This window comes from Nonomuraea sp. PA05 (genome assembly GCF_008086045.1).
Lineage (GTDB): Bacteria > Actinomycetota > Actinomycetes > Streptosporangiales > Streptosporangiaceae > Nonomuraea > Nonomuraea monospora.
Genome location: NZ_VSEY01000019.1, coordinates 184,072 through 201,258 on the forward strand (window position 1 = coordinate 184,072; position 17,187 = coordinate 201,258).

Annotated in this window: 16 protein-coding genes; 5 read left to right on the forward strand and 11 right to left on the reverse strand. The window is 72.7% G+C overall.

Going from position 1 to position 17,187, the window contains the following annotated elements; all coding sequences use genetic code 11:
* Window positions 1–4: 4 nt before the first annotated feature.
* Window positions 5–973 (reverse strand): NAD-dependent epimerase/dehydratase family protein, encoded by a 969-nt coding sequence (locus FXF51_RS28965; RefSeq protein ID WP_148437831.1) that lies wholly within the window; start codon window positions 971–973, stop codon window positions 5–7.
* A complete protein-coding gene (locus FXF51_RS28970) occupies window positions 973–1,407 on the reverse strand; it encodes a MerR family transcriptional regulator (RefSeq protein WP_148437832.1) in 435 nt (144 codons plus the stop codon). Before FXF51_RS28970 ends, FXF51_RS28965 begins: the two co-directional genes overlap by 1 nt.
* Window positions 1,408–1,657: 250 nt before the next feature.
* On the opposite strand from FXF51_RS28970, the gene FXF51_RS28975 reads away from it, so the two are divergent.
* Entirely contained in the window at window positions 1,658–2,566 is a 909-nt protein-coding gene (locus FXF51_RS28975) for an alpha/beta fold hydrolase (protein WP_148437833.1), read from the forward strand.
* Here FXF51_RS28975 and FXF51_RS28980 read toward each other — a convergent pair.
* The 8 genes from FXF51_RS28980 to FXF51_RS29015 all read right to left on the reverse strand — a co-directional run bounded on the left by FXF51_RS28980 (window position 2,512) and on the right by FXF51_RS29015 (window position 12,412).
* A complete protein-coding gene (locus tag FXF51_RS28980) occupies window positions 2,512–3,516 on the reverse strand; it encodes a zinc-dependent alcohol dehydrogenase family protein (RefSeq protein WP_148437834.1) in 1,005 nt (334 codons plus the stop codon). The two genes, FXF51_RS28975 and FXF51_RS28980, sit on opposite strands and share 55 nt — an antisense overlap.
* A 57-nt stretch (window positions 3,517–3,573) precedes the next feature.
* Window positions 3,574–4,770 (reverse strand): NAD(P)/FAD-dependent oxidoreductase, encoded by a 1,197-nt coding sequence (locus tag FXF51_RS28985; RefSeq protein WP_148437835.1) that lies wholly within the window; start codon window positions 4,768–4,770, stop codon window positions 3,574–3,576.
* A gap of 82 nt (window positions 4,771–4,852) precedes the next feature.
* Window positions 4,853–5,794: an RNA polymerase sigma-70 factor gene (locus FXF51_RS28990; RefSeq protein WP_148437836.1), complete on the reverse strand. Its 942-nt coding sequence runs from the start codon at window positions 5,792–5,794 to the stop codon at window positions 4,853–4,855.
* Window positions 5,795–5,855: 61 nt separating this feature from the next.
* Window positions 5,856–6,071 (reverse strand): DUF6203 family protein, encoded by a 216-nt coding sequence (locus tag FXF51_RS28995; protein ID WP_148437837.1) that lies wholly within the window; start codon window positions 6,069–6,071, stop codon window positions 5,856–5,858.
* Window positions 6,072–6,121: 50 nt separating this feature from the next.
* Window positions 6,122–8,296 carry a serine/threonine-protein kinase gene (locus FXF51_RS29000; RefSeq protein WP_148437838.1) on the reverse strand — a complete coding sequence of 725 codons (2,175 nt, stop codon included), beginning with the start codon at window positions 8,294–8,296 and terminating at the stop codon, window positions 6,122–6,124.
* 105 nt (window positions 8,297–8,401) lie between these two features.
* The gene (locus tag FXF51_RS29005) at window positions 8,402–10,072 is read right to left on the reverse strand and encodes a serine/threonine protein kinase (protein WP_148437839.1); all 1,671 of its coding nucleotides are present in this window, start codon (window positions 10,070–10,072) and stop codon (window positions 8,402–8,404) included.
* Between the two features lie 48 nt (window positions 10,073–10,120).
* Complete coding sequence (locus FXF51_RS29010; protein ID WP_187414624.1) at window positions 10,121–11,554, reverse strand: serine/threonine protein kinase; 1,434 nt, start codon at window positions 11,552–11,554, stop codon at window positions 10,121–10,123.
* A gap of 48 nt (window positions 11,555–11,602) precedes the next feature.
* A complete protein-coding gene (locus FXF51_RS29015; protein ID WP_148437841.1) occupies window positions 11,603–12,412 on the reverse strand; it encodes an LLM class F420-dependent oxidoreductase in 810 nt (269 codons plus the stop codon).
* An 89-nt stretch (window positions 12,413–12,501) separates the two neighbouring features.
* On the opposite strand from FXF51_RS29015, the gene FXF51_RS29020 reads away from it, so the two are divergent.
* Window positions 12,502–13,749: an LLM class flavin-dependent oxidoreductase gene (locus tag FXF51_RS29020; RefSeq protein ID WP_148437842.1), complete on the forward strand. Its 1,248-nt coding sequence runs from the start codon at window positions 12,502–12,504 to the stop codon at window positions 13,747–13,749.
* The gene (locus FXF51_RS29025; RefSeq protein ID WP_148437843.1) at window positions 13,746–14,618 is read left to right on the forward strand and encodes a TIGR03619 family F420-dependent LLM class oxidoreductase; all 873 of its coding nucleotides are present in this window, start codon (window positions 13,746–13,748) and stop codon (window positions 14,616–14,618) included. The genes FXF51_RS29020 and FXF51_RS29025 overlap by 4 nt, the downstream gene beginning before the upstream one ends.
* Window positions 14,619–14,837: 219 nt before the next feature.
* On the opposite strand, the gene FXF51_RS29030 is transcribed toward FXF51_RS29025, so the two are convergent.
* Window positions 14,838–15,803 carry an ArsR/SmtB family transcription factor gene (locus FXF51_RS29030; protein ID WP_148437844.1) on the reverse strand — a complete coding sequence of 322 codons (966 nt, stop codon included), beginning with the start codon at window positions 15,801–15,803 and terminating at the stop codon, window positions 14,838–14,840.
* A gap of 105 nt (window positions 15,804–15,908) precedes the next feature.
* Between FXF51_RS29030 and FXF51_RS29035 the strand changes: the two genes are divergently transcribed.
* Together FXF51_RS29035 and FXF51_RS29040 are read left to right on the forward strand one after the other, a co-directional pair.
* Window positions 15,909–16,721, forward strand: coding sequence for a HipA family kinase (locus FXF51_RS29035; protein WP_148437845.1), 813 nt, complete (start codon window positions 15,909–15,911; stop codon window positions 16,719–16,721).
* Window positions 16,718–17,131, forward strand: coding sequence for a DUF3037 domain-containing protein (locus FXF51_RS29040; RefSeq protein ID WP_262379908.1), 414 nt, complete (start codon window positions 16,718–16,720; stop codon window positions 17,129–17,131). The genes FXF51_RS29035 and FXF51_RS29040 overlap by 4 nt, the downstream gene beginning before the upstream one ends.
* Window positions 17,132–17,187: the final 56 nt, after the last annotated feature.

The window sequence follows — 17,187 nt, forward strand, 5'->3', positions numbered from 1 at the left end:
GTCCTCAGACCTTCAGCAGGCCCAGGTCGCGCAGGCTCTCGGCCGACTCCACGATCGTGGTCTCGGTGTCGCGGGGCCGCCAGCCGAGCCCGCGGGCCCGGTCGTTGTGGATGACCGGCCGCGGCGGGTCCTCACCCGGAGCCTCCCGCGCCGGCACGCGCGCGGCCGGCGAGCCGAGCCGCCTGGCCAGCACCTCCGCCACCTCCGGGAAACTCCACGCCCCGCCGTCGCCGACGGCCAGGAAACGCCTGCCCGCGGCCTTGGGCGCGGCCATGACGCGCAGGTGCAGATCGGCCACGTCCCGGACGTCCACGATGCCGAAGCGGTGGCGCGGCAGCGCGTCCACGGCCCCCTCGACGCCCAGCTTGATCAGGTACATGGAGCTGCTCAGCGCGGTCGTGAGCGTGGGCCCGAGGATGAACGTCGGGTTGACCACGACCAGCTCGGTGCCGCCGCCTTCGCGCCGCACGAAGTCCCACGCGGCCAGCTCGGCGATCGCCTTGGAACGCGGGTAGGGCGCCAGGCCCGGCGTGTCAGGATCGGTCCAGTCGTCCTCGGTGTACTCGCCGTCCGGCTTGGGCGTGTAGCCGACCGCGGCGAACGACGAGGTGAGCACGACCCGCCGGGCCCCCGCGTCGCGCGCGGCGCGCAGCACCCGCAGCGTGCCCTCCCGGGCGGGGACGATCAGCTCGTCCGGGTCGTCGGGCTGGGCGATCGGGATCGGCGAGGCCACGTGATGGACCTCCGCGCAGCCCGCCACCGCCTCCCGCCAGCCGTCGTCGGCCATCAGATCGGCGGCGGCCACCTCCAGGCCGGCGTCGTCGGCGCCGCCCCGGCGCACCGCCGCGCGCAGGTCGCCCTCGCGGGCCGTCGAACGCACCGTGGCGCGTACCCGCCTGCCGTCCCGCAGCAGCGCGGCGATCAGGTGCGTCCCCAGGTAACCGGAACCTCCGGTGACCAGAACCGGGCTCATCACAGCACCTCCAGCGCTGAAACCGCTTCCATGATCCGGTGCCACGCGGCCTCCTCGGCGGCGGCGTCGCCGCGGTCGCGGGCGTCCCACAGCGACGCCTTCTCGCGCAGGTACGCCAGCCGCGCCCGCTGCGCGGCGATCTCCGCCTCGACCCGCTCGGCGTGGCGCAGCAGCAGGTCGCGCTGCTCGGCCGCCGCCTCCCGGCCGCGTGCGCGGTTGGCCTGGTAGGTGCGCATGTCCTCGATGCCCACGCCGACCGCGCGCAGGCAGGCCAGGATCTCGATCTCGCTGACGTCGTCGGTGTCGTAACGGCGGTGGCCGCTGCGCTCGTCGCGGGCGATCGGGCCGATCAGCCCCACGTCCTCGTAGTAGCGCAGGGTCGGCTCGCTGAGGCCGCTGCGCCGTGAGACGTCCTGAATGGTGAAGGTTGTCACGCAGGTCAGGACACCATACTTCAAGCGCTTGAAGTCAAACCCTCGCGCGAGGCGGGCACGGGGCTCGGGCGAGGGCGCGGCTTCGAGCTGACCGAGCCGTCCGGGCTCACCAGGACCAGGCTCGCCCTGACCGCGTGGCGGCTGCTCAACGCGTAGCGATCCCCATGCGTCACCAGTTTGACCGGTGACGCACTCTGTGGAACAGTCATGTCCAGGCAGGACAACTGCCGCGCACCACAGAGGGGGACCCATGAACACGCACACCATCCACGTCGATGGCGTCGCCCAGCGCTACCACGTCGCGGGCACCGGCCCCGTCGTCGTGGCCCACCCGGGCGGCCCCGGGCTGTCGTACGAGTACCTGCGGATGCCCGCCGCCGAGAAAGACCTCACCATGGTGTACGTCGAGCCGATCGGCACCGGCGAGTCCGGCCGGCTCCCCGCCCACCCGCACGGCTACACCCGCGAACGCTACGCCCGCGCCCTGGACGGCCTGGTCGAGCACCTCGGGGCCGACCGCGTCCACCTGCTCGGCCACTCCCACGGCGGCTTCGTCGCCCAGCACTACGCCCTGACCCGCCCCGACCGGCTGGCCGGCGTCGTCCTGTACGACAGCGCCCCGGTGACGGGCGCCGACCACTACGCCGAGGCGGCCCGCAACATGGAGGCGTTCGCGCGGCGCAACGCCGACCGGCCCGAGCTGCAGGCCGTGCTCGACACCTGGCAGTCGCTCGGCGGCCTGTCCGACGACGAGGGCACCACCAGGGCCGCCCGCGGCATGCTGCCCGCCTACCTCGCCCGCTACTGGGACCACCAGGAGGAGTACGCGCCTCTGTTCTCCATCACCGGCACCTTCATCTCCGGCCGCGACGACCAGGGCGTCCCGGAGCAGATCGACGACCGCGACGCGCTGCCCTCGGTCAAGACGCCCACCCTGGTCATCGCCGGCCGCCACGACGTGATCTGCGGCCCGCGCTGGGCGGAGGAGCTGGCCGGCGGCATCCCCGGCGCGGAGCTCGTCATGCTGGAGAACAGCGGCCACCTCGGCCACGTCGAGGAGCCGGAGGCCTTCGCCCGCGCCCTCACGACCTTCGTACGGTCCGATCAGCAGGCGCCGAGCTCGACGACCACCTTGCCGAACGGCGAGCCCTCCCGGTAGTAGCGGTAGGCGTCCGGCACGTCGGTGAAGGTCCGGTCGATCACCGGCCGCAGCATGGCGGCGGCGACGGCGGCGCACATGTCCTCCAGGTCCGTGCGGTTGCCCACGAAGACGCGGCGGAGGGTGGCCAGGCTGGAGGCGTACGCCTCGTGGGAGATCGCCAGGTGGTCGCTGCCCGCGTCCCTGGTGATGAGCACCACCACCTCGCCGTAGAGCCCGGCGGCCCGCACGGACTGGTCGATCGTGGCCGGGCCCGCCGTGTCCACGACCAGGTCCGCGCCCCTGCCCCCGGTCAGCTCCCGCACCCGCCCGCCCCACTGCGGCGTGGCGGTGTAGTCGATCACGTGGTCGGCGCCCAGCGCCTTCAGCCGGTCGGCGTGCTCCATGCGGGACGTGGTGACGATCACCCGGCAGCCGGCCAGCCGGGCGAACTGCACGGCGAACAACGACACCCCGCCCGTGCCCAGCGTCACCACCGTCCGGCCGGGCAGCAGCGCCCCGCCGGCGGTCAGCGAGGTCCACGCGGTGAGCGCCGCGCACGGCAGCGTCGCGGCCTCCGCCCAGCCGAGGTGCTCCGGCACCGCCACCGCCGCCTGCTCGTCGAGCAGCGCGTACTCGGTCAGCATCCCGTCCAGCGTGCAGCCGGGCTGGTGCACCAGCTCCGGCCGCAGGCGGCCGTCGTGCCAGCGCGGCCAGTACGACCCCATCACCCGATCCCCGGCCCTGAACCTGGTCACCCCTGGCCCTGCCGCGACCACCTCCCCGGCCCCGTCGCTCAGCGGGATCACGCCCGGCCGGGCGGGCAGCGAGTAGGTGCCGTCCAGAATGAGCAGGTCGCGCTTGTTGAGCGCGGCCGCGTGCACGCGGACCAGGATCTCACCCGGCCCCGGCTCGGGCACCGGGGCCTCCGTGAGCACGATCTCCGGCCGTTCCAGTCGATAGGTGCGCATGTGGCGATCCTCCGGATCGGGACGCCCGCCCGGCAATTCCCCGGAGGGAATCGCGGCTCAAGCCACCGCCTCAGCAACCGCGACGCCGTCCCGCACGACGCGGCGCGGGCGAGCGGGGAGGCCGTACATCGGGTTGGCGACGCTCCAGGCGGCCGACTTGCAGATGATCTCCTTGTAGGCGGCGGCGAACCGGCCGGTCAATGCCGCGTTGACGGCGCTGTCGTCGGCGGTGACGTACTGGATCAAGCCCTCCTTGCGGCCCAGCGAGACGCACTGGTTGAAGTAGCGCACCGACGAGTGCGGAAGCTTGCCACCGGTGAGGCGGGCCACGATCGCGTCGGCGGCGTGCGTGGCCGTCGGGATGCCCGAGGCGCACGACATGCGCAGCGGCTTGTTCCCCGCGCCCATCGCCATGGCCGCGTCGCCGATGGCGTACACGTCCGGGTGCGAGACCGAGCGCAGGGTGTCGTCGACCACGATCTGGCCGTTGCCGGACAGCTCCAGGCCCGTCGCCGCCGCCAGCGGGTGCACCGCGAAGCCCGCGGTCCACACGGTGACCGCCGCCGGGATGGCCGCGCCGTCGGCGGTGGCGACGTGGCCGGGCTCGACGGCGGTGACGGTGGTGTGCTCGTGCGCGGTGATGCCGAGCTTGCCGAACACCTTGCGCAGGTGCTCGCGTCCCTTCGGGGAGAGCCAGTCGCCGAGTGCGCCGGTGGCGGCGAGGGCGACGCGCAGGTCGGGGCGGGCCTCGGCGATCTCGGTCGCGGCCTCCACGCCCGTGAGGCCGCCGCCGACGACGAGCACGCTCTGCCCGGCGCCGAGGCCGGTCAGCCGCTCGCGCAGGCGCAACGCGCCAGGACGGGAGGCGATCTCGCAGGCGTGCTCGGCGGTGCCGGGGACGCCCTGGGGGTTCCAGGCGCTGCCGAGGGCGTAGACGAGCGTGTCGTAGGGGAGCGACTCCGGCTCCGCTGAGCCGTTCACGGCGGTGACGGTGACCGTCTTGCGGTCGACGTCCACCCCGGTCACCCTCGCCAGCTTCAGCTCGACGCCCGTCCCCGCGAACATCTCGCTGAAGGGCCGCGGCTTGAGCTCCTGGCCGGTGGCGAGCTGGTGCATGCGGACGCGTTCCACGAAGTCCGGCTCCGCGTTGACGAGGGTGATGGAGACGTCCTCGCGGTGGAGCCGCCTGGCGAGGCGGCCGGCGGCGAAGGCTCCGGTGTATCCGGCTCCGAGGACGACGATGCGGTGCTGCATTTCCGCGCTCCTGTCTTGCGTGGTTGTGCCCCTTGAACCGGGCAGCCCGGCGTTTCCTGACAGGAACGGGATGTGAAGCACGTCACACTCGGATCAGAGGCTCTCCGTGGTCGCCGGCCGCCCACAGCGCGGTCGCCCGTTCGAGCTTGTCGGGGTTGATCTGGTTGCGGACCGCGGTGATGCCGTCGGCGGTGATCTCCAGGCACATGATGCCCACGACCCGGCCGTCCACCACGGCCACGAGGGCGGCGCCGCCGTTCGCGGTCGTGGCGTAGACCTCGGGCCGGCCGCCGATCCAGGTCGTGGTGGCCTGGCCGAACCTGAACATGCCCCGCAGGAACGTGGCCACCGCCACGGCCCCCTCGAACGGCTTGGTCCGCGCCGGGATCTTCCCGCCGCCGTCGCCGACGGAGGTGGCGTCCGCGGTGAGCAGCCGCACCAGCGGCTCAGTCCGCCCGCTGGTCGCGGCGGCCAGGAACTCCTCGACGATCCGCCGCGCGGCGGCCTCGTCGATCTCCGTGCGGGCCTTGCCGTCCGCGACGTGCTTCTTGGCGCGGTGAAAGATCTGCTGGCTGGCGGCCTCGCTGATGTCGAGGATCTCGGCGATCTCCCGGTGCGGGCAGTCGAAGGCCTCCCGCAGCACGTACACCGCCCGCTCGTTGGGCGACAGCCGCTCCATGAGCGTGAGGACGGCGTACGAGACCGACTCCCGCTGTTCGGCGGTGTCGGCGGGGCCCAGCATCGGGTCCCCGGCCAGCAGCGGCTCGGGCAACCACTCCCCCACGTACGTCTCGCGGCGCGCCCGCGCCGAGGTGAGCTGGTTGAGGCACAGGTTCGTGAGCACCTTCGTCAGCCACGCCTCGGGCACCTCGACGCGCTCGACGTCGGCGGCCTGCCAGCGCAGGAACGTCTCCTGCACGACGTCCTCGGCCTCCGCGGCCGAGCCCAGCAGGCGGTACGCGATGGCCTCCAGCCGGGGCCGGGAGGCGACGAACCGGTCGACGTCGTCCACAGTGAGGGGCATGGCCCCGATCATAGGCGTCGGCCGTCCGCGACCATCTGCCACCCGCGCTTCGACCCCGCGCCTACCTCGGCGAAGATGCTCTCGACCGGCCTCCTCGCGTGGCGGCGAACGGCGTGGCGCCGTAGCGGCGGCCGACGCGCTCGGTCTCACGCTCGGCCTCGTAAGCCCGGCGGCGCCGCTTGCGGCGGGCCAGGAGCCAGCCGAGGAAGATGGCGGCCAGGCCGATCGGAGTCCCGGCCAGGCGGCGTGCGAGCAGGAGCTGAAAGAGCTTCTTCATACGCCCGCCACTGCCCGTGTCCGGCCGGGCCACGCCTGCGAGAGCACAGGTCACTCACCCGCGATCGGGCCAGTCGCGGTAGCTGTCGGGGACGGGGTCGTCTCGCCGGGGTCGGGGCCCGACTGCGGCGCCACCCCGACCGTGATCGTGATCTCGGCGCCGACCTCGACGCAGCCACCCGGCGCACGGCTCTGCGCGAGAACGGTGTCCACGCGCGACTCGTCCTCCACCATCTGCTCCGTCACCTGCACGGACAGCCCCGACCCCACGAGCGCGCCGCGCGCGTCCTCCCGCTGACGGCCGGTGACCGAGGGGACGGGGACGCCGTTGCGGGACACGGTCAGGTCCACCGCGGTGCCGCCCGCGACGCGCCGGGCCGCCTTGGGCCGGGTGGACAGCACCTCGCCGGCCGGCTGCCGCGAGCACGACCGGGTGACGGCGCCCACCTTGAGACCCGCACCGGTGAGGGTGGCCTCGGCGGCGCCGCGCTGCATGCCCGTGAGCGCCGGCACCTTCAGCCCAGCCGAGACCTGGAGTGAGACCTTGGTGCCCTGGTTCACGACCATGCCGGGGGCGGGCCTGGCGGTCAGAACCCGGCCGATCGGCTGGGCGGAGTCGCGCTCGGTGACGGAACCGGGGGTGAGGCCTGCTCGCTTGAGCGCCTTGGTGGCGGCGGTCCTGTCCATGCCGATCAGGGCGGGGATGGCCACCGTGACCGGGGGGACCACCGTCGGCGGGTCGGAGGCGGGCTCCTGGGGGCCTCGGGAGGCTTGCTGTTCCGGCTTGGCGGGAGGGGGGTTCTGGGTCTGCGCCGGGGCGGTGGAGGTGGACAGCACCGAGGTCAGGGGGCCGCCGCCCGCTTGGGGGGCCGGGAGGTCGGCGGTGTCGGCGTTCATCGTGGGGATGATGACGAGGAGGAGGACGGCCGCGGTCGCCAGGAGGGCGGCGCACACGGCGATGGCCGCCCTGGGCCAGCCTCGGGTGTGGTCGGGCCGCCCCCCGAGCACGAACCCGTCACTCCCACCCGCCCCCGCCCCGATGCCCCCGCCCTGTCCGTGACCAGCTCCGCCGCCGCCCGCACCGCCGCCGCTGCCCGCCCAGCCGGCGTGCGGCGCGCTGGTGCCGCCGCGTCCCCCCGGCGCGCCCGGAGGATGCGTGACCGCCCGTAAGTCGTCGGCCTGCGGAGGACGGGACGCCGGACCACCGCCCGGCCCCGCCGCGTCCGGAGGCAGCCGGTAGGCGTCCCCCATCGCGCCCGTAGCCTCAGGCTCGGCCATCGGCGCCCAGGCACCCGCCCCACCGGCACCCGCCCCGGCCTCGTCACCGGACCGCCCCGTCTCAGGTGAACGCTGCTCAGGCACCAGCGGCGGCGCCGCCCGCAGGATGTGCGGCGGAGGCGACCGGAGCACCTCGGGCGGCACTCCCTCAGCCGACTCCCCCAGCAGCTCGAACAGCAACTCCCTGCTGCTCGGCCGATTACGGGCGTCCTTGTCGAGACACGACTCCACCAACGCACGAAGCCGCCCCTCCAGCCGCCCCAGCTCGGGCTGGGCGGTGAGGATGCGGTGCAGCACCGGCGCCACGGAGTCCTGCCCGAACGGAGCCGTCGCGTTGGCGGCGAAGCACATGGTCGCGCCCCACGAGAAGACGTCGGCCGCGCCCGTCACCGCCATGGCCGTGATCTGCTCGGGCGCCATGTACGCGGGCGTGCCCACCCCGCGCCCGCTCACCGTGGCGGCCGCGTCCAGCGCCTTGGCCAGGCCGAAGTCGATCACACGAGGGCCGTCGGAGCCGAGCAGCACGTTCTGCGGCTTGAAGTCCCGGTGGACGATGCCCGCCCGGTGGATGGCCGCGAGCGCCGTCGCGGTGCTCACCGCCAGCCGCTCCAGCGCGCCGCCGTGCCGGGGCCCGGTGAGCGTGACCTCGCGGGCCAGCGAGGGGCCGTCCACGTACTCGCTCACGATGTACGGCCGGCCCTCGTCGAACCCGGCGTCGATCACCTGGGCCGTACAGAACCTCGCCACATGCTTGGCGAGCTCCACCTCCCGCAGGAACGCCGCCCGCTCATCACCCACGGGCCCGTGCAGGAGCTTGACCGCGTACGTCTGCCCGCCCCTCGAACCGAGGAACACAGCGCCTTGTCCACCTTCACCCAGGCGCCCGGAAAGCACGTACTCCCCGAGACGCTGTGGGTCCCCCGTTCTGAGCGGCTGCGCCGTCGGCACGGGCGTCTCCCCTCGCCGCCACTCTTTCTGCTTCCACTGAAGGCAACGGGCCGCGCACAGTCAACGGTGCTCAGGCCAATCGCGGCCTGAACGTGACACAGTCAGTCAGGATGTCCGCGCGACCTTGCCCGAATACGTCACTTCGTCCTTACCGTCGCGTGTGACCTTGATGGCCATCTGGTTCGCGTCCGGGGTGGGGAACATTCGCAGCGTCCCCGGGTAGCACTCCTCGCCCTGCACCCGGTCGAGGGTGAACACCATGCCGCTCCCCTCGCGGCCGAGGCGGCCCGAGCAGTGGAGGTCGGCGCCCCACCGCATCATGCCGCTGTCGTCGCCGGTCAGGTGCAGCTCGACGGGGAAGACGCGGCCGGCGGTGAGGTGCTCGGCCGAGCCCGTCCACGTGCCCTCCAAGCCCTGCTCCGAGGCGCGCGTCCAGAGCAGGAAACCGGCCACGGCCATCGCCAGCCCGGCCGCCAGCACGGCCATCTGCCAGAGGCGGATCCGGCGGCGCTGCGGGGGCTTGGGCTCGACGGCGCTGCTACGGGTGCTCTCCCCCTGAACGCGCGCCTCCCCCAGGCCGCGCACCTCCTGACCGCGAGTTTCCTCCTGGCCGCGCGCCTCGTCGTGAACGTGAGCCTCTCCTTGAGCGCGCGCCTTCTCCCGGGCGCGAGCCGCGATCAGCGGTGCGGTGATCGCGGGGAAGCTGGTCGTGGGGTCGGGGTCGGTGATCTCACCAGGCTCCGACTCGGCCGCCCCCAACCCGACGACCGCACCAAGCGGCCCCGTACCGGACGGCCTACGAACCCCCGCGTCCGACCCGCCACTCGAAGCCTGCTCGCCACTCGAAGCCTGCTCGCCACTGGAAGCCTGCTCTCCGCCCGTAGCCCGGCCGTCCGCCACTCGCGAGGCCTTCCCACCCCCAGGCTCCTCACCGACGGCGACCATCGCCGCCGTCGACAGCAGATCCCCCGCGACCACGTCCAGCCCGAGCAGCAGCCGCAGCACCTCCTCCGCGTCCGGCCGCTCCCCCGGCTCAGGCGCCAGGCAAGCCTGTACGATCCCCCGCAGCCGCCCACCCAGCGACCCCAGATCAGGCTTGCCGTACAGAACGCGAGCCAGCACCTCCTGGTGCGTGTCGGCCGTGAAGGCCTGCCGCCCCGTAGCCATATAGGCCACGGTCAACCCCCAAGCCCACATGTCGGCAGGCGGCCCGGCGGACTCCCCCTTCATCCGCTCGGGCGCCATGTAGGCAGGCGTCCCCATCGGCAGCCGGCTGGTGGTGTGCGCCGTGTCCATCAACCGGGACACCCCGAAGTCGATCACCCGCGGCCCGTCGATGCCGAGCAGCACGTTCCCCGGCTTGAAGTCCCGGTGCACGACTCCGGCCCGGTGGATGGCCCCCAGGGCGGTGGCGGTGCCGATGGCCAGCCGGTCGAGCGACCCGCCGGACCGGGGCCCCTCCTCGATGACGAGCTCACGCAGCGAGGGCCCGTCGACGTACTCGCTGACCAGGTAGGGCCGGTCCCCGTCGAGGTCGGCGTCCAGGAGTTGCGCCGTGCAGAACGCCGCCACCTTCCTGACCGCCGCGACCTCGCCCAGGAACCGCCGCCGCGCGTCCGGGTCGCCGGAGAGGCTGGCGTGCAGCAGCTTGACGGCGACCGGCGCGCCCTGCGGCGTCTCGCCGAGGTACACGATGCCCTGGCCGCCTTGACCGAGCCTGCGTGTCAGCCGGTACGCACCCAACTGCTGTGGGTCATCGGCTCGTAGCTCGGACATATCCTCCCATTATGCCGCCCACCTGAGGATGCGGGCCGCGCTCCCCGTTCATGAACCACGGAAGACCTTCCCCGAATACGTGACCTCGTCCTGCCCTTCGCGGGTCACGTCGATGGCGATCTGGTCCGGATCGGCGGCGGACGGGACGATCCGCAGCGTGCCCGGATAACACATGTCGCCTTTGACCCGGTCGAGCCGGAACTCCAGCGCCTTCCCGCCCGGGGTGAGCCGTCCGGAGCAGTGCAGGTCGGCGCCCCAGCGCATGCTGGACGAGCCGCCGGCGCTCAGGCGCAGCTCCACCGGGAAGATCCGCTTGGCGGCCGGGTGCTCGGCCGACCCGGTCCAGGTGCCGTCGAGATCCGGCCCGGCGGGCGTGGAGACTGACGGCTCGGCCATCGGCTGCACGATCCGGGGCGGCCCCGCGACGTCCGGCCGCTGTTCCCCTGCCCACCAGAGCACGCCCCCCGCCACGGCCAGCCCCGCGACCGCCGCCACCACGACCTGCCGCTCAGGCCACCGCCGCCGCCGCCGCGACGGCACCCCACCGTCAGGCTCGGTCCAGGCATCCACCCCAGAGCCGCCCACAGAGCGAGGGTCGGTATCGCGAACAGGACGCGGGTCAGTGGTGGCGGGCGGTTCGGGCACCGGCACGGCGGCGCGGGCGCCGGTCGTGAGCACGTCCCCCTGCTCATGCCCCAGCAACCACCGCAGCACCTCCTCCGCGTCCGGCCGCTCCCGCGGGTCATGACGCAGGCACCCTTCCACGACCTCCCGAAGCACCCCGCCCAGCCCGCCGAGGTCCGGCTTCCCGTACAGGATCCGAGCCAGCACCTCCTGGTACGTCTCCGCCCGGTACGCGTGCCGCCCCGTGGCCGTGTAGGCCACGGTCAGCCCCCAGGCCCACAGATCGGCGGCGGGCCCGGCCGTCTCCCCCTGCACCCGCTCGGGCGAGAGGTAGGCGGGGGTGCCGAGGGAGACCCCGGCAGAGGTGGTGGCGGCGGCGTCCATCATGCGGGACACCCCGAAGTCGATCACCCGCGGCCCGTCGATGCCGAGCAGCACGTTCGGCGGCTTGAGGTCGCGGTGCACGACCCCGGCCCGGTGGATGGCGCCCAGGGCGGTGGCGGTGCCGATGGCCAGGCGGTGCAGCGACCCGCCGGACCTGGGCCCCTTGTCGGCGACGTGCTCGGCCAGCGACGGCCCTTCGACGTACTCGCTGACCAGGTAGGGCCGGTCGCCGTCGAGGTCGGCGTCCAGGAGCTGGGCCGTGCAGAAGGCGGCGACCCGCCGCACGGCCTCGACCTCGCCGAGGAAGCGCCGCCGCACGTCCGGGTCGCCGGACACTCTGGCGTGCATGAGCTTGACGGCGACGAGCGCGCCCTGCGGCGACTCGCCGAGGTAGACGACCCCCTGACCGCCCTGCCCGAGGCGGCGCAGGATGCGGTACTCGCCCAGCCGGGAGGGGTCTTCAGCGCGGGACATAGGCCGCCAGTATGCCAGCGCCCTCATCGGTCACATCAGTGCCGAGGGTTACAGCAGCGCCGCGTACTCGTCCAGCAGGGGCAGGATCACGTCGGCGGGCCCGCTGGGCAGCGTGGCGACCACCTGGGTGATCCCGAGCGTGGCGTAGTAGTCGAGCTTCTCCCTGCTCGGCAGCGTGCCGAAGGGGACGACCTCGCAGGCCTGCGGCCGCCCGGCCTTCTCGCACGCCTCCCGCAGCGCGGGCAGCGCCGCCTTGATGCCGCGGCCGCCGATCGGCATCCACCCGTCGGCGTACTCGGCCACCTGGGCGAACAGCTTCGGCCCGGCGGCCCCGCCGAGGTAGACGGGCGGCACCCGGACGGGCTTGGGCCACGACCAGGACGGCTCGATGCCTTCGACGCAGGCCACCTCGTCGCGCCACATGGCCTGCATGGCCAGCACGTTGCGCCGGGCCACCTCGCGGCGCCGCCCGTACGGGACGCCGTGGTTCTCGATCTCCTCGACGTTCCAGCCGAACCCGACGCCGACGACGGCGCGCCCGCCCGACAGGTGGTCGAGGGTGGCGATGGCCTTGGCGGTGACGATGGGGTCGCGCTGGGCGGCGAGCAGGATGCCGGTCCCGACCCGCAGAGTGGACGTCACCGCCGCCGCATAGGAGAGGGCGACGAGGGGGTCGAGGGTGCGCTTGTACTCCTCGGGCAGCTCACCCCCGCCGGGGTACGGGGTGCGCCGGGAGACGGGGATGTGGGTGTGCTCGGGCACGTACAGCGAGTCGAAGCCGCGTTCCTCCGCCGCTCTGGCGAGCTCGTGGACCGGCATGGCCAGATCCGTCGCGAACATCGTGACGCCAAGCCTCATACGACACTCCCCACAGCGAACCAAGCGATTGCTCGGTTAAGATTTCCAGAGTACCTTGCAGAAGACCATCCCGCGGAAAGAGGTCCACGGTGAAGTTTTCTATCTTCCTGAATCCGCAAATACCAGGCTCTGGTTACGCCGCCGAGGAGAACGCCAGGGCCAAGCGCCCGATCGGGCGGGACACCGAGTCGTACCAGAGACTGCTGCACGAGGTACGGGAGATAGCCGTCCACGCCGACCAGATCGGGTTCGACGCGCTGATGATGACCGAGCACCACTTCCACTCGGAAGGCATGGAGTTCTCGGTCAACCCGCTGATGTTCCTCACCGACCTCGCCGCCAGGACCGAGCGCATCCTGCTCGCGCCGCTCGGCCTCGTGCTGCCCGCCTGGGACCCGATCAGGGCGGCCGAGGACGTGGCGCTGCTCGACCAGTTCAGCAAGGGCCGGCTGCGGCTCGGCGTGGCACGCGGCTACCAGAACCGCTGGATGAACGTGCTGGGCCAGCGCTGGCACGCCGCCGCCGCCCGCTCCGACGGCTCGGCGTCCGACACGCGCAACTTCGACGTCTTCGGCGAGGTGCTGAAGATCATGAAGATGGCGTGGACGCAGGAGACGCTCCGCTACAAGTCGGACGTGCTCGACTACCAGGTGCCCTACCCGTTCGAGGGCATCGAGGGCTGGCCCGCCCAGGAGTGGACGCGCACGTTCGGCTCCCCCGAGGAGATCGACGAGGACGGCACGATCAAGGCCGTCTCCGTCTGCCCCAGGCCGTACCAGAACCCGCACCCCGAGCTGTGGCAGCCGTTCACGATCTCCGACCGGTCGGTGATCAGGGCCGCGCAGGAGGACATCCTGCCGTGGATGTTCACCCCCAACCCGGACGACCACGCCCAGAAGGCCAAGCTCTACCAGGAGGAGTCGGCCAAACAGGGCCGCCACTACAAGCTGGGCGAGCACACCGGCATCCTCAAGATCGTCGGCATCGCCGACACGACCGAGGAGGCCATCAACACCTTCGGCCGCAGCATCCCCAAGGACTTCGCCGCCTTCTTCGGCCCCTTCGGCTACCTGGAGGTGCTGCGCAAGAAGGAGGACGAGAAGCACAAGCCCATCTCGCCCGAGAAGGGCGACGCCAAGCGCATGAACGACGTCGAGATGGCCCTGTTCGGCACCCCCGACGACGTCAAGCGCGGCATCCAGCGGATGCTCGACCGCATGCCCGACCTGGAGTGGTTCGGCCTGTACATGCAGGGCCAGCAGGGCGTGCTGCCGCTGGACACGGTCAAGCGGAACCTGGAACTGTTCGCCACCAAGGTCGCGCCGGAGTTCCGATGAGATACTGGCTGGGAGCCTCGTTCTCCGACACGGATCAGTTCGTCGAGCTGGCGCGGGCCGCCGAGCGGTGCGGGTTCGACACGCTGACGCTCTCCGACCACCTCTTCTACGCCGACTTCGCGACGCCGTACCCGTACTCGAAGTCGGGCAGGCCCCGCTGGGACGCGAGCACGCACTGGCCGGACGTCTGGGTGACGATCGGCGCCATGGCCGCCGTCACCAGCACCCTGCGCTTCTCCCCGAACGTGTACATCGCCCCGGCCCGCGACCTGTTCACCGTGGCCAAGCAGGTCTCCACGGCGGCGGTGCTGTCACACGACCGGGTGACGTTCGGCGTCGGGGTGGGCTGGTGCAAGGAGGAGTTCACCGGCACCGGGCAGGACTTCCACACGCGCGGCCGGCGCCTGGACGCGATGCTGCCCGTCCTGCGCTCGCTGTGGGCGGGCGAGACGGTCACGCTCGACGGCCTGCCCCCGCTGTCGATCTGCCCCGCCCCCGCACGGCCGATCCCGGTCGTCGTGGGCGGCGACAGCGAGGCGGCCCTGCGCCGCGCGGCCACGCTGGGCGACGGCTGGATCGGCAACCGCATCTACACCGAGGAGCAGTTCGACGAGGTCCTCGCCGCGTTGCGCGGCCATCTCGACGCGAGCGGCAGATCCATGGACGGCTTCGAGATCATCGCCCCGCTCGCGGTCCTGCCCGACGCGGACACCTACCGCCGCTTCGCCGCCAAGGGCGTGACGGGCACCATGGCCGCCCCCTGGTGGCTGGCCACCCCCGAGGAGAAGGCGCGTTACGGCGAGGGCACCCTGGAGCTCAAGATCGCCACCATGGAGCGCTTCGCCGAGGAGGTCATCGCGAAGACGTGACCCCGGGCGGCCGTGATCGTGGGCGATGGCCGGGTCGTGCCGGTCACCGAAGGCCCGCCCCAGTAGGGCCCGCACACACGCCCAGCCGTTCGCGTTCGACTCGCTCAGCCTTCCATACGCGTTCGTATGGAAGGCTCCGCAGCGAGGAGTCCAGTATCTTGGCCGCGTCCAGCACGCATCCAGCCTTTGCACCTGGGCGCAAAGGCTGGACATGAGGCCTCACCGGCCCGACGACAGCAGCGTCTGCCCCAGCGGAGTGATCACGTGCAGCACGGCGGTGCCGTGGCGGTGCGTCTCGATCAGCCCGGCGTCGCGCAGCACCCGGGTGTGGCGGCTGACGGAGGCGGGCGAGGTCGCGGCGCGCTGGGCCAGTTGCGTGGTGGTGGCGCCGCCGTCGATGGCGGCCAGCACCGTCGCGCGGGTCGCGCCGAGCAGGGCGACCAGCGACTCGGTGCGGTTCGTCTGCCAGTGCGAGTGGCGGTCGATCGGGTACACCAGCGTCGGCGGCAGGCCGGGATCCGCCAGCGCGACCGGCACCCGCCTGCAGAAGTACGACGGGATCAGCAGCAGCCCGCGCCCGTCGAGGTGCAGATCGCGGTCCACGTCGTACTCGACCTCCAGCAGCGGCGGGCGCCAGCGCATGAGCGGCGCCAGCCCGCGCAGCAGCCCGTCGGCGCCGCCCTCCGCCAGGTCGCGCCGCCTGCGCGACACCTCGGCCGCGATGGCCGCGCCGATCACGTCCTGGTAGGGCTCGATGGCGATGGCGTGGTAGGCCCGCAGCGTGGCCGCCAGGTTCATCAGCGTCGCCGTCTCCCCCTCGGCCAGCCGCCTGCCCCAACCCGGCAGCGCCGCCGTGCGGGCCAGCGTCTCCATCTCGTGCCGCAGCCGCGCGCGCGGCGTGCCGAGTATCGCCTGCAGCCCGGCGTCCAGCCCCTGCAGGCCCTCGGCGGGCGTGATGAAGTCGGGGAAGTACGGGCCGAACGGCGTCAGCGCGGCCACCACCCGCTCGTGGCGGTGCAGCACGTGCCGTTCGCGCCGCATCTCCGCCAGCCAGGGGCGCAGCGTCGCCGGCGGCGCGGGGTCGGCGAGCCGGTGCCTGCTGAACACCATCTCCCAGAAGGGATCCGCGGTCTCCGCTAATCGGGTGCGCCGTAAGTCGTCGCCGGTGAAGTGAATCCTGAGCATCGATCCCTCGATCCCTTCAACGGGCCCCACTCTACGATGGCGGCCTCACGCGAGCACCCCTTCGCCCCGAGCCAGGCAGGCGGCCGGGGACGATAGCCTCGTTCCGTGCTGGAGAAGATCGCAGCGACCCGTTACGTCACCCCGCTGCGGGAGGGCGGGTCGCTGCCCGGCGTCGTCGAGGCCGACGACCTGGGCACGTACGTCGTGAAGTTCCGCGAGGCCGGCCAGGGCAGGCGGGTGCTGGTCGCCGAGATCGTCTGCGCCGAGCTGGGCCGCCACCTCGGGTTCAGGACGCCCGAGCTGAAGCTCATCGACCTCGACCCGCAGATCGGCGTCAGAGAGCCCGACTACGAGGTCCAAGAGCTGCTCAAGGCCAGCACCGGGCTCAACCTGGCGGTCGACTTCCTGCCGGGCGCGCTCGGGTTCGAGCCACTGGCGTGGGTGGCCGACCCGCTGTTCGCGGCGCGGATGGTGTGGTTCGACGGCCTCATCCACAACATCGACAGGAGCTGGCGCAACCCCAACCTGCTGATCTGGCACCGCGACACCTGGCTGATCGACCACGGGGCCGCGCTCTGGTTCCACCACAACTGGCGCACCGCCGACCCTCAGCGGCCGTTCGACGCCGGCGACCACGTGCTCGCCCCGTACGCGGGCGACGTCGAGGCGGCGGGCGCCGAGCTGGCCGGGAGGATCACCAGGGGGCTGCTGGAGGGCGTGACGGCGCTGGTGCCGGACGAGTGGCTGGCGGACGAGCCCGGCTTCGGCTCGCCCGGCGAGGTGCGCGAGGCCTACGTCGAGCACCTGCTCCAGCGGGCGCACGGGCCGCGCGAGTGGCTGGTGCGCGGCGAGCACAAGCAGCGCGGGCAGGGCCCTGGTTCGGTCGGCGAGTTCTGGCGGGGAGGCGGCGGCCGATGAGCAGGCCGATGAGCAGGCCGATGAGCAGGCCGATGAGCAGGGACGTCTACGAGTACGCGGTCATTCGCGTGATGCCCAAGGTCGAGCGGGGCGAGCTGATCAACGCGGGCGTGCTGCTCTACTGCCAGCCCCGCGACTACCTGTGCGCCAGGGTGGGGCTGGACCCCGGCCGTCTGCGGGCGCTCGATCCGCAGGCCGACGTCGACGGGGTGCGCCGGGCGCTGACGGCGTACGAGCTGGCCTGCGGCGACGACTGCGGGCCGCTGGCGGGAGAGCCGCTCGGCGGCCGGTTCCGCTGGCTGACGGCGCCGCGCAGCACGATCGTCCAGGCGGGCCCCGTGCACGCCGGGCTGACCGCCGACCCTGACACCGAGCTGGCCAGGCTTTTCGACAAGCTCGTCCGCCTTTAGGCCCTTGACCAGCGACGATGCTGGGTAAGAGGTGCTGAAAGGGGGAAGGAGGGCCG

Excerpts from the sequence above, each read along its gene's own strand:
- FXF51_RS29030 (WP_148437844.1), bottom strand. The coding sequence starts at position 15,803 with ATGCTCAGGATTCACTTCACCGGCGACGACTTACGGCGCACCCGATTA.
- FXF51_RS29005 (WP_148437839.1), bottom strand. The coding sequence starts at position 10,072 with ATGTCCGAGCTACGAGCCGATGACCCACAGCAGTTGGGTGCGTACCGG.
- FXF51_RS29015 (WP_148437841.1), bottom strand. The coding sequence starts at position 12,412 with ATGAGGCTTGGCGTCACGATGTTCGCGACGGATCTGGCCATGCCGGTC.
- FXF51_RS29010 (WP_187414624.1), bottom strand. The coding sequence starts at position 11,554 with ATGTCCCGCGCTGAAGACCCCTCCCGGCTGGGCGAGTACCGCATCCTG.
- FXF51_RS29025 (WP_148437843.1), top strand. The coding sequence starts at position 13,746 with ATGAGATACTGGCTGGGAGCCTCGTTCTCCGACACGGATCAGTTCGTC.
- FXF51_RS28985 (WP_148437835.1), bottom strand. The coding sequence starts at position 4,770 with ATGCAGCACCGCATCGTCGTCCTCGGAGCCGGATACACCGGAGCCTTC.
- FXF51_RS28990 (WP_148437836.1), bottom strand. The coding sequence starts at position 5,794 with ATGCCCCTCACTGTGGACGACGTCGACCGGTTCGTCGCCTCCCGGCCC.
- FXF51_RS28980 (WP_148437834.1), bottom strand. The coding sequence starts at position 3,516 with ATGCGCACCTATCGACTGGAACGGCCGGAGATCGTGCTCACGGAGGCC.
- FXF51_RS28965 (WP_148437831.1), bottom strand. The coding sequence starts at position 973 with ATGAGCCCGGTTCTGGTCACCGGAGGTTCCGGTTACCTGGGGACGCAC.
- FXF51_RS29040 (WP_262379908.1), top strand. The coding sequence starts at position 16,718 with ATGAGCAGGCCGATGAGCAGGCCGATGAGCAGGCCGATGAGCAGGGAC.
- FXF51_RS28995 (WP_148437837.1), bottom strand. The coding sequence starts at position 6,071 with ATGAAGAAGCTCTTTCAGCTCCTGCTCGCACGCCGCCTGGCCGGGACT.
- FXF51_RS28975 (WP_148437833.1), top strand. The coding sequence starts at position 1,658 with ATGAACACGCACACCATCCACGTCGATGGCGTCGCCCAGCGCTACCAC.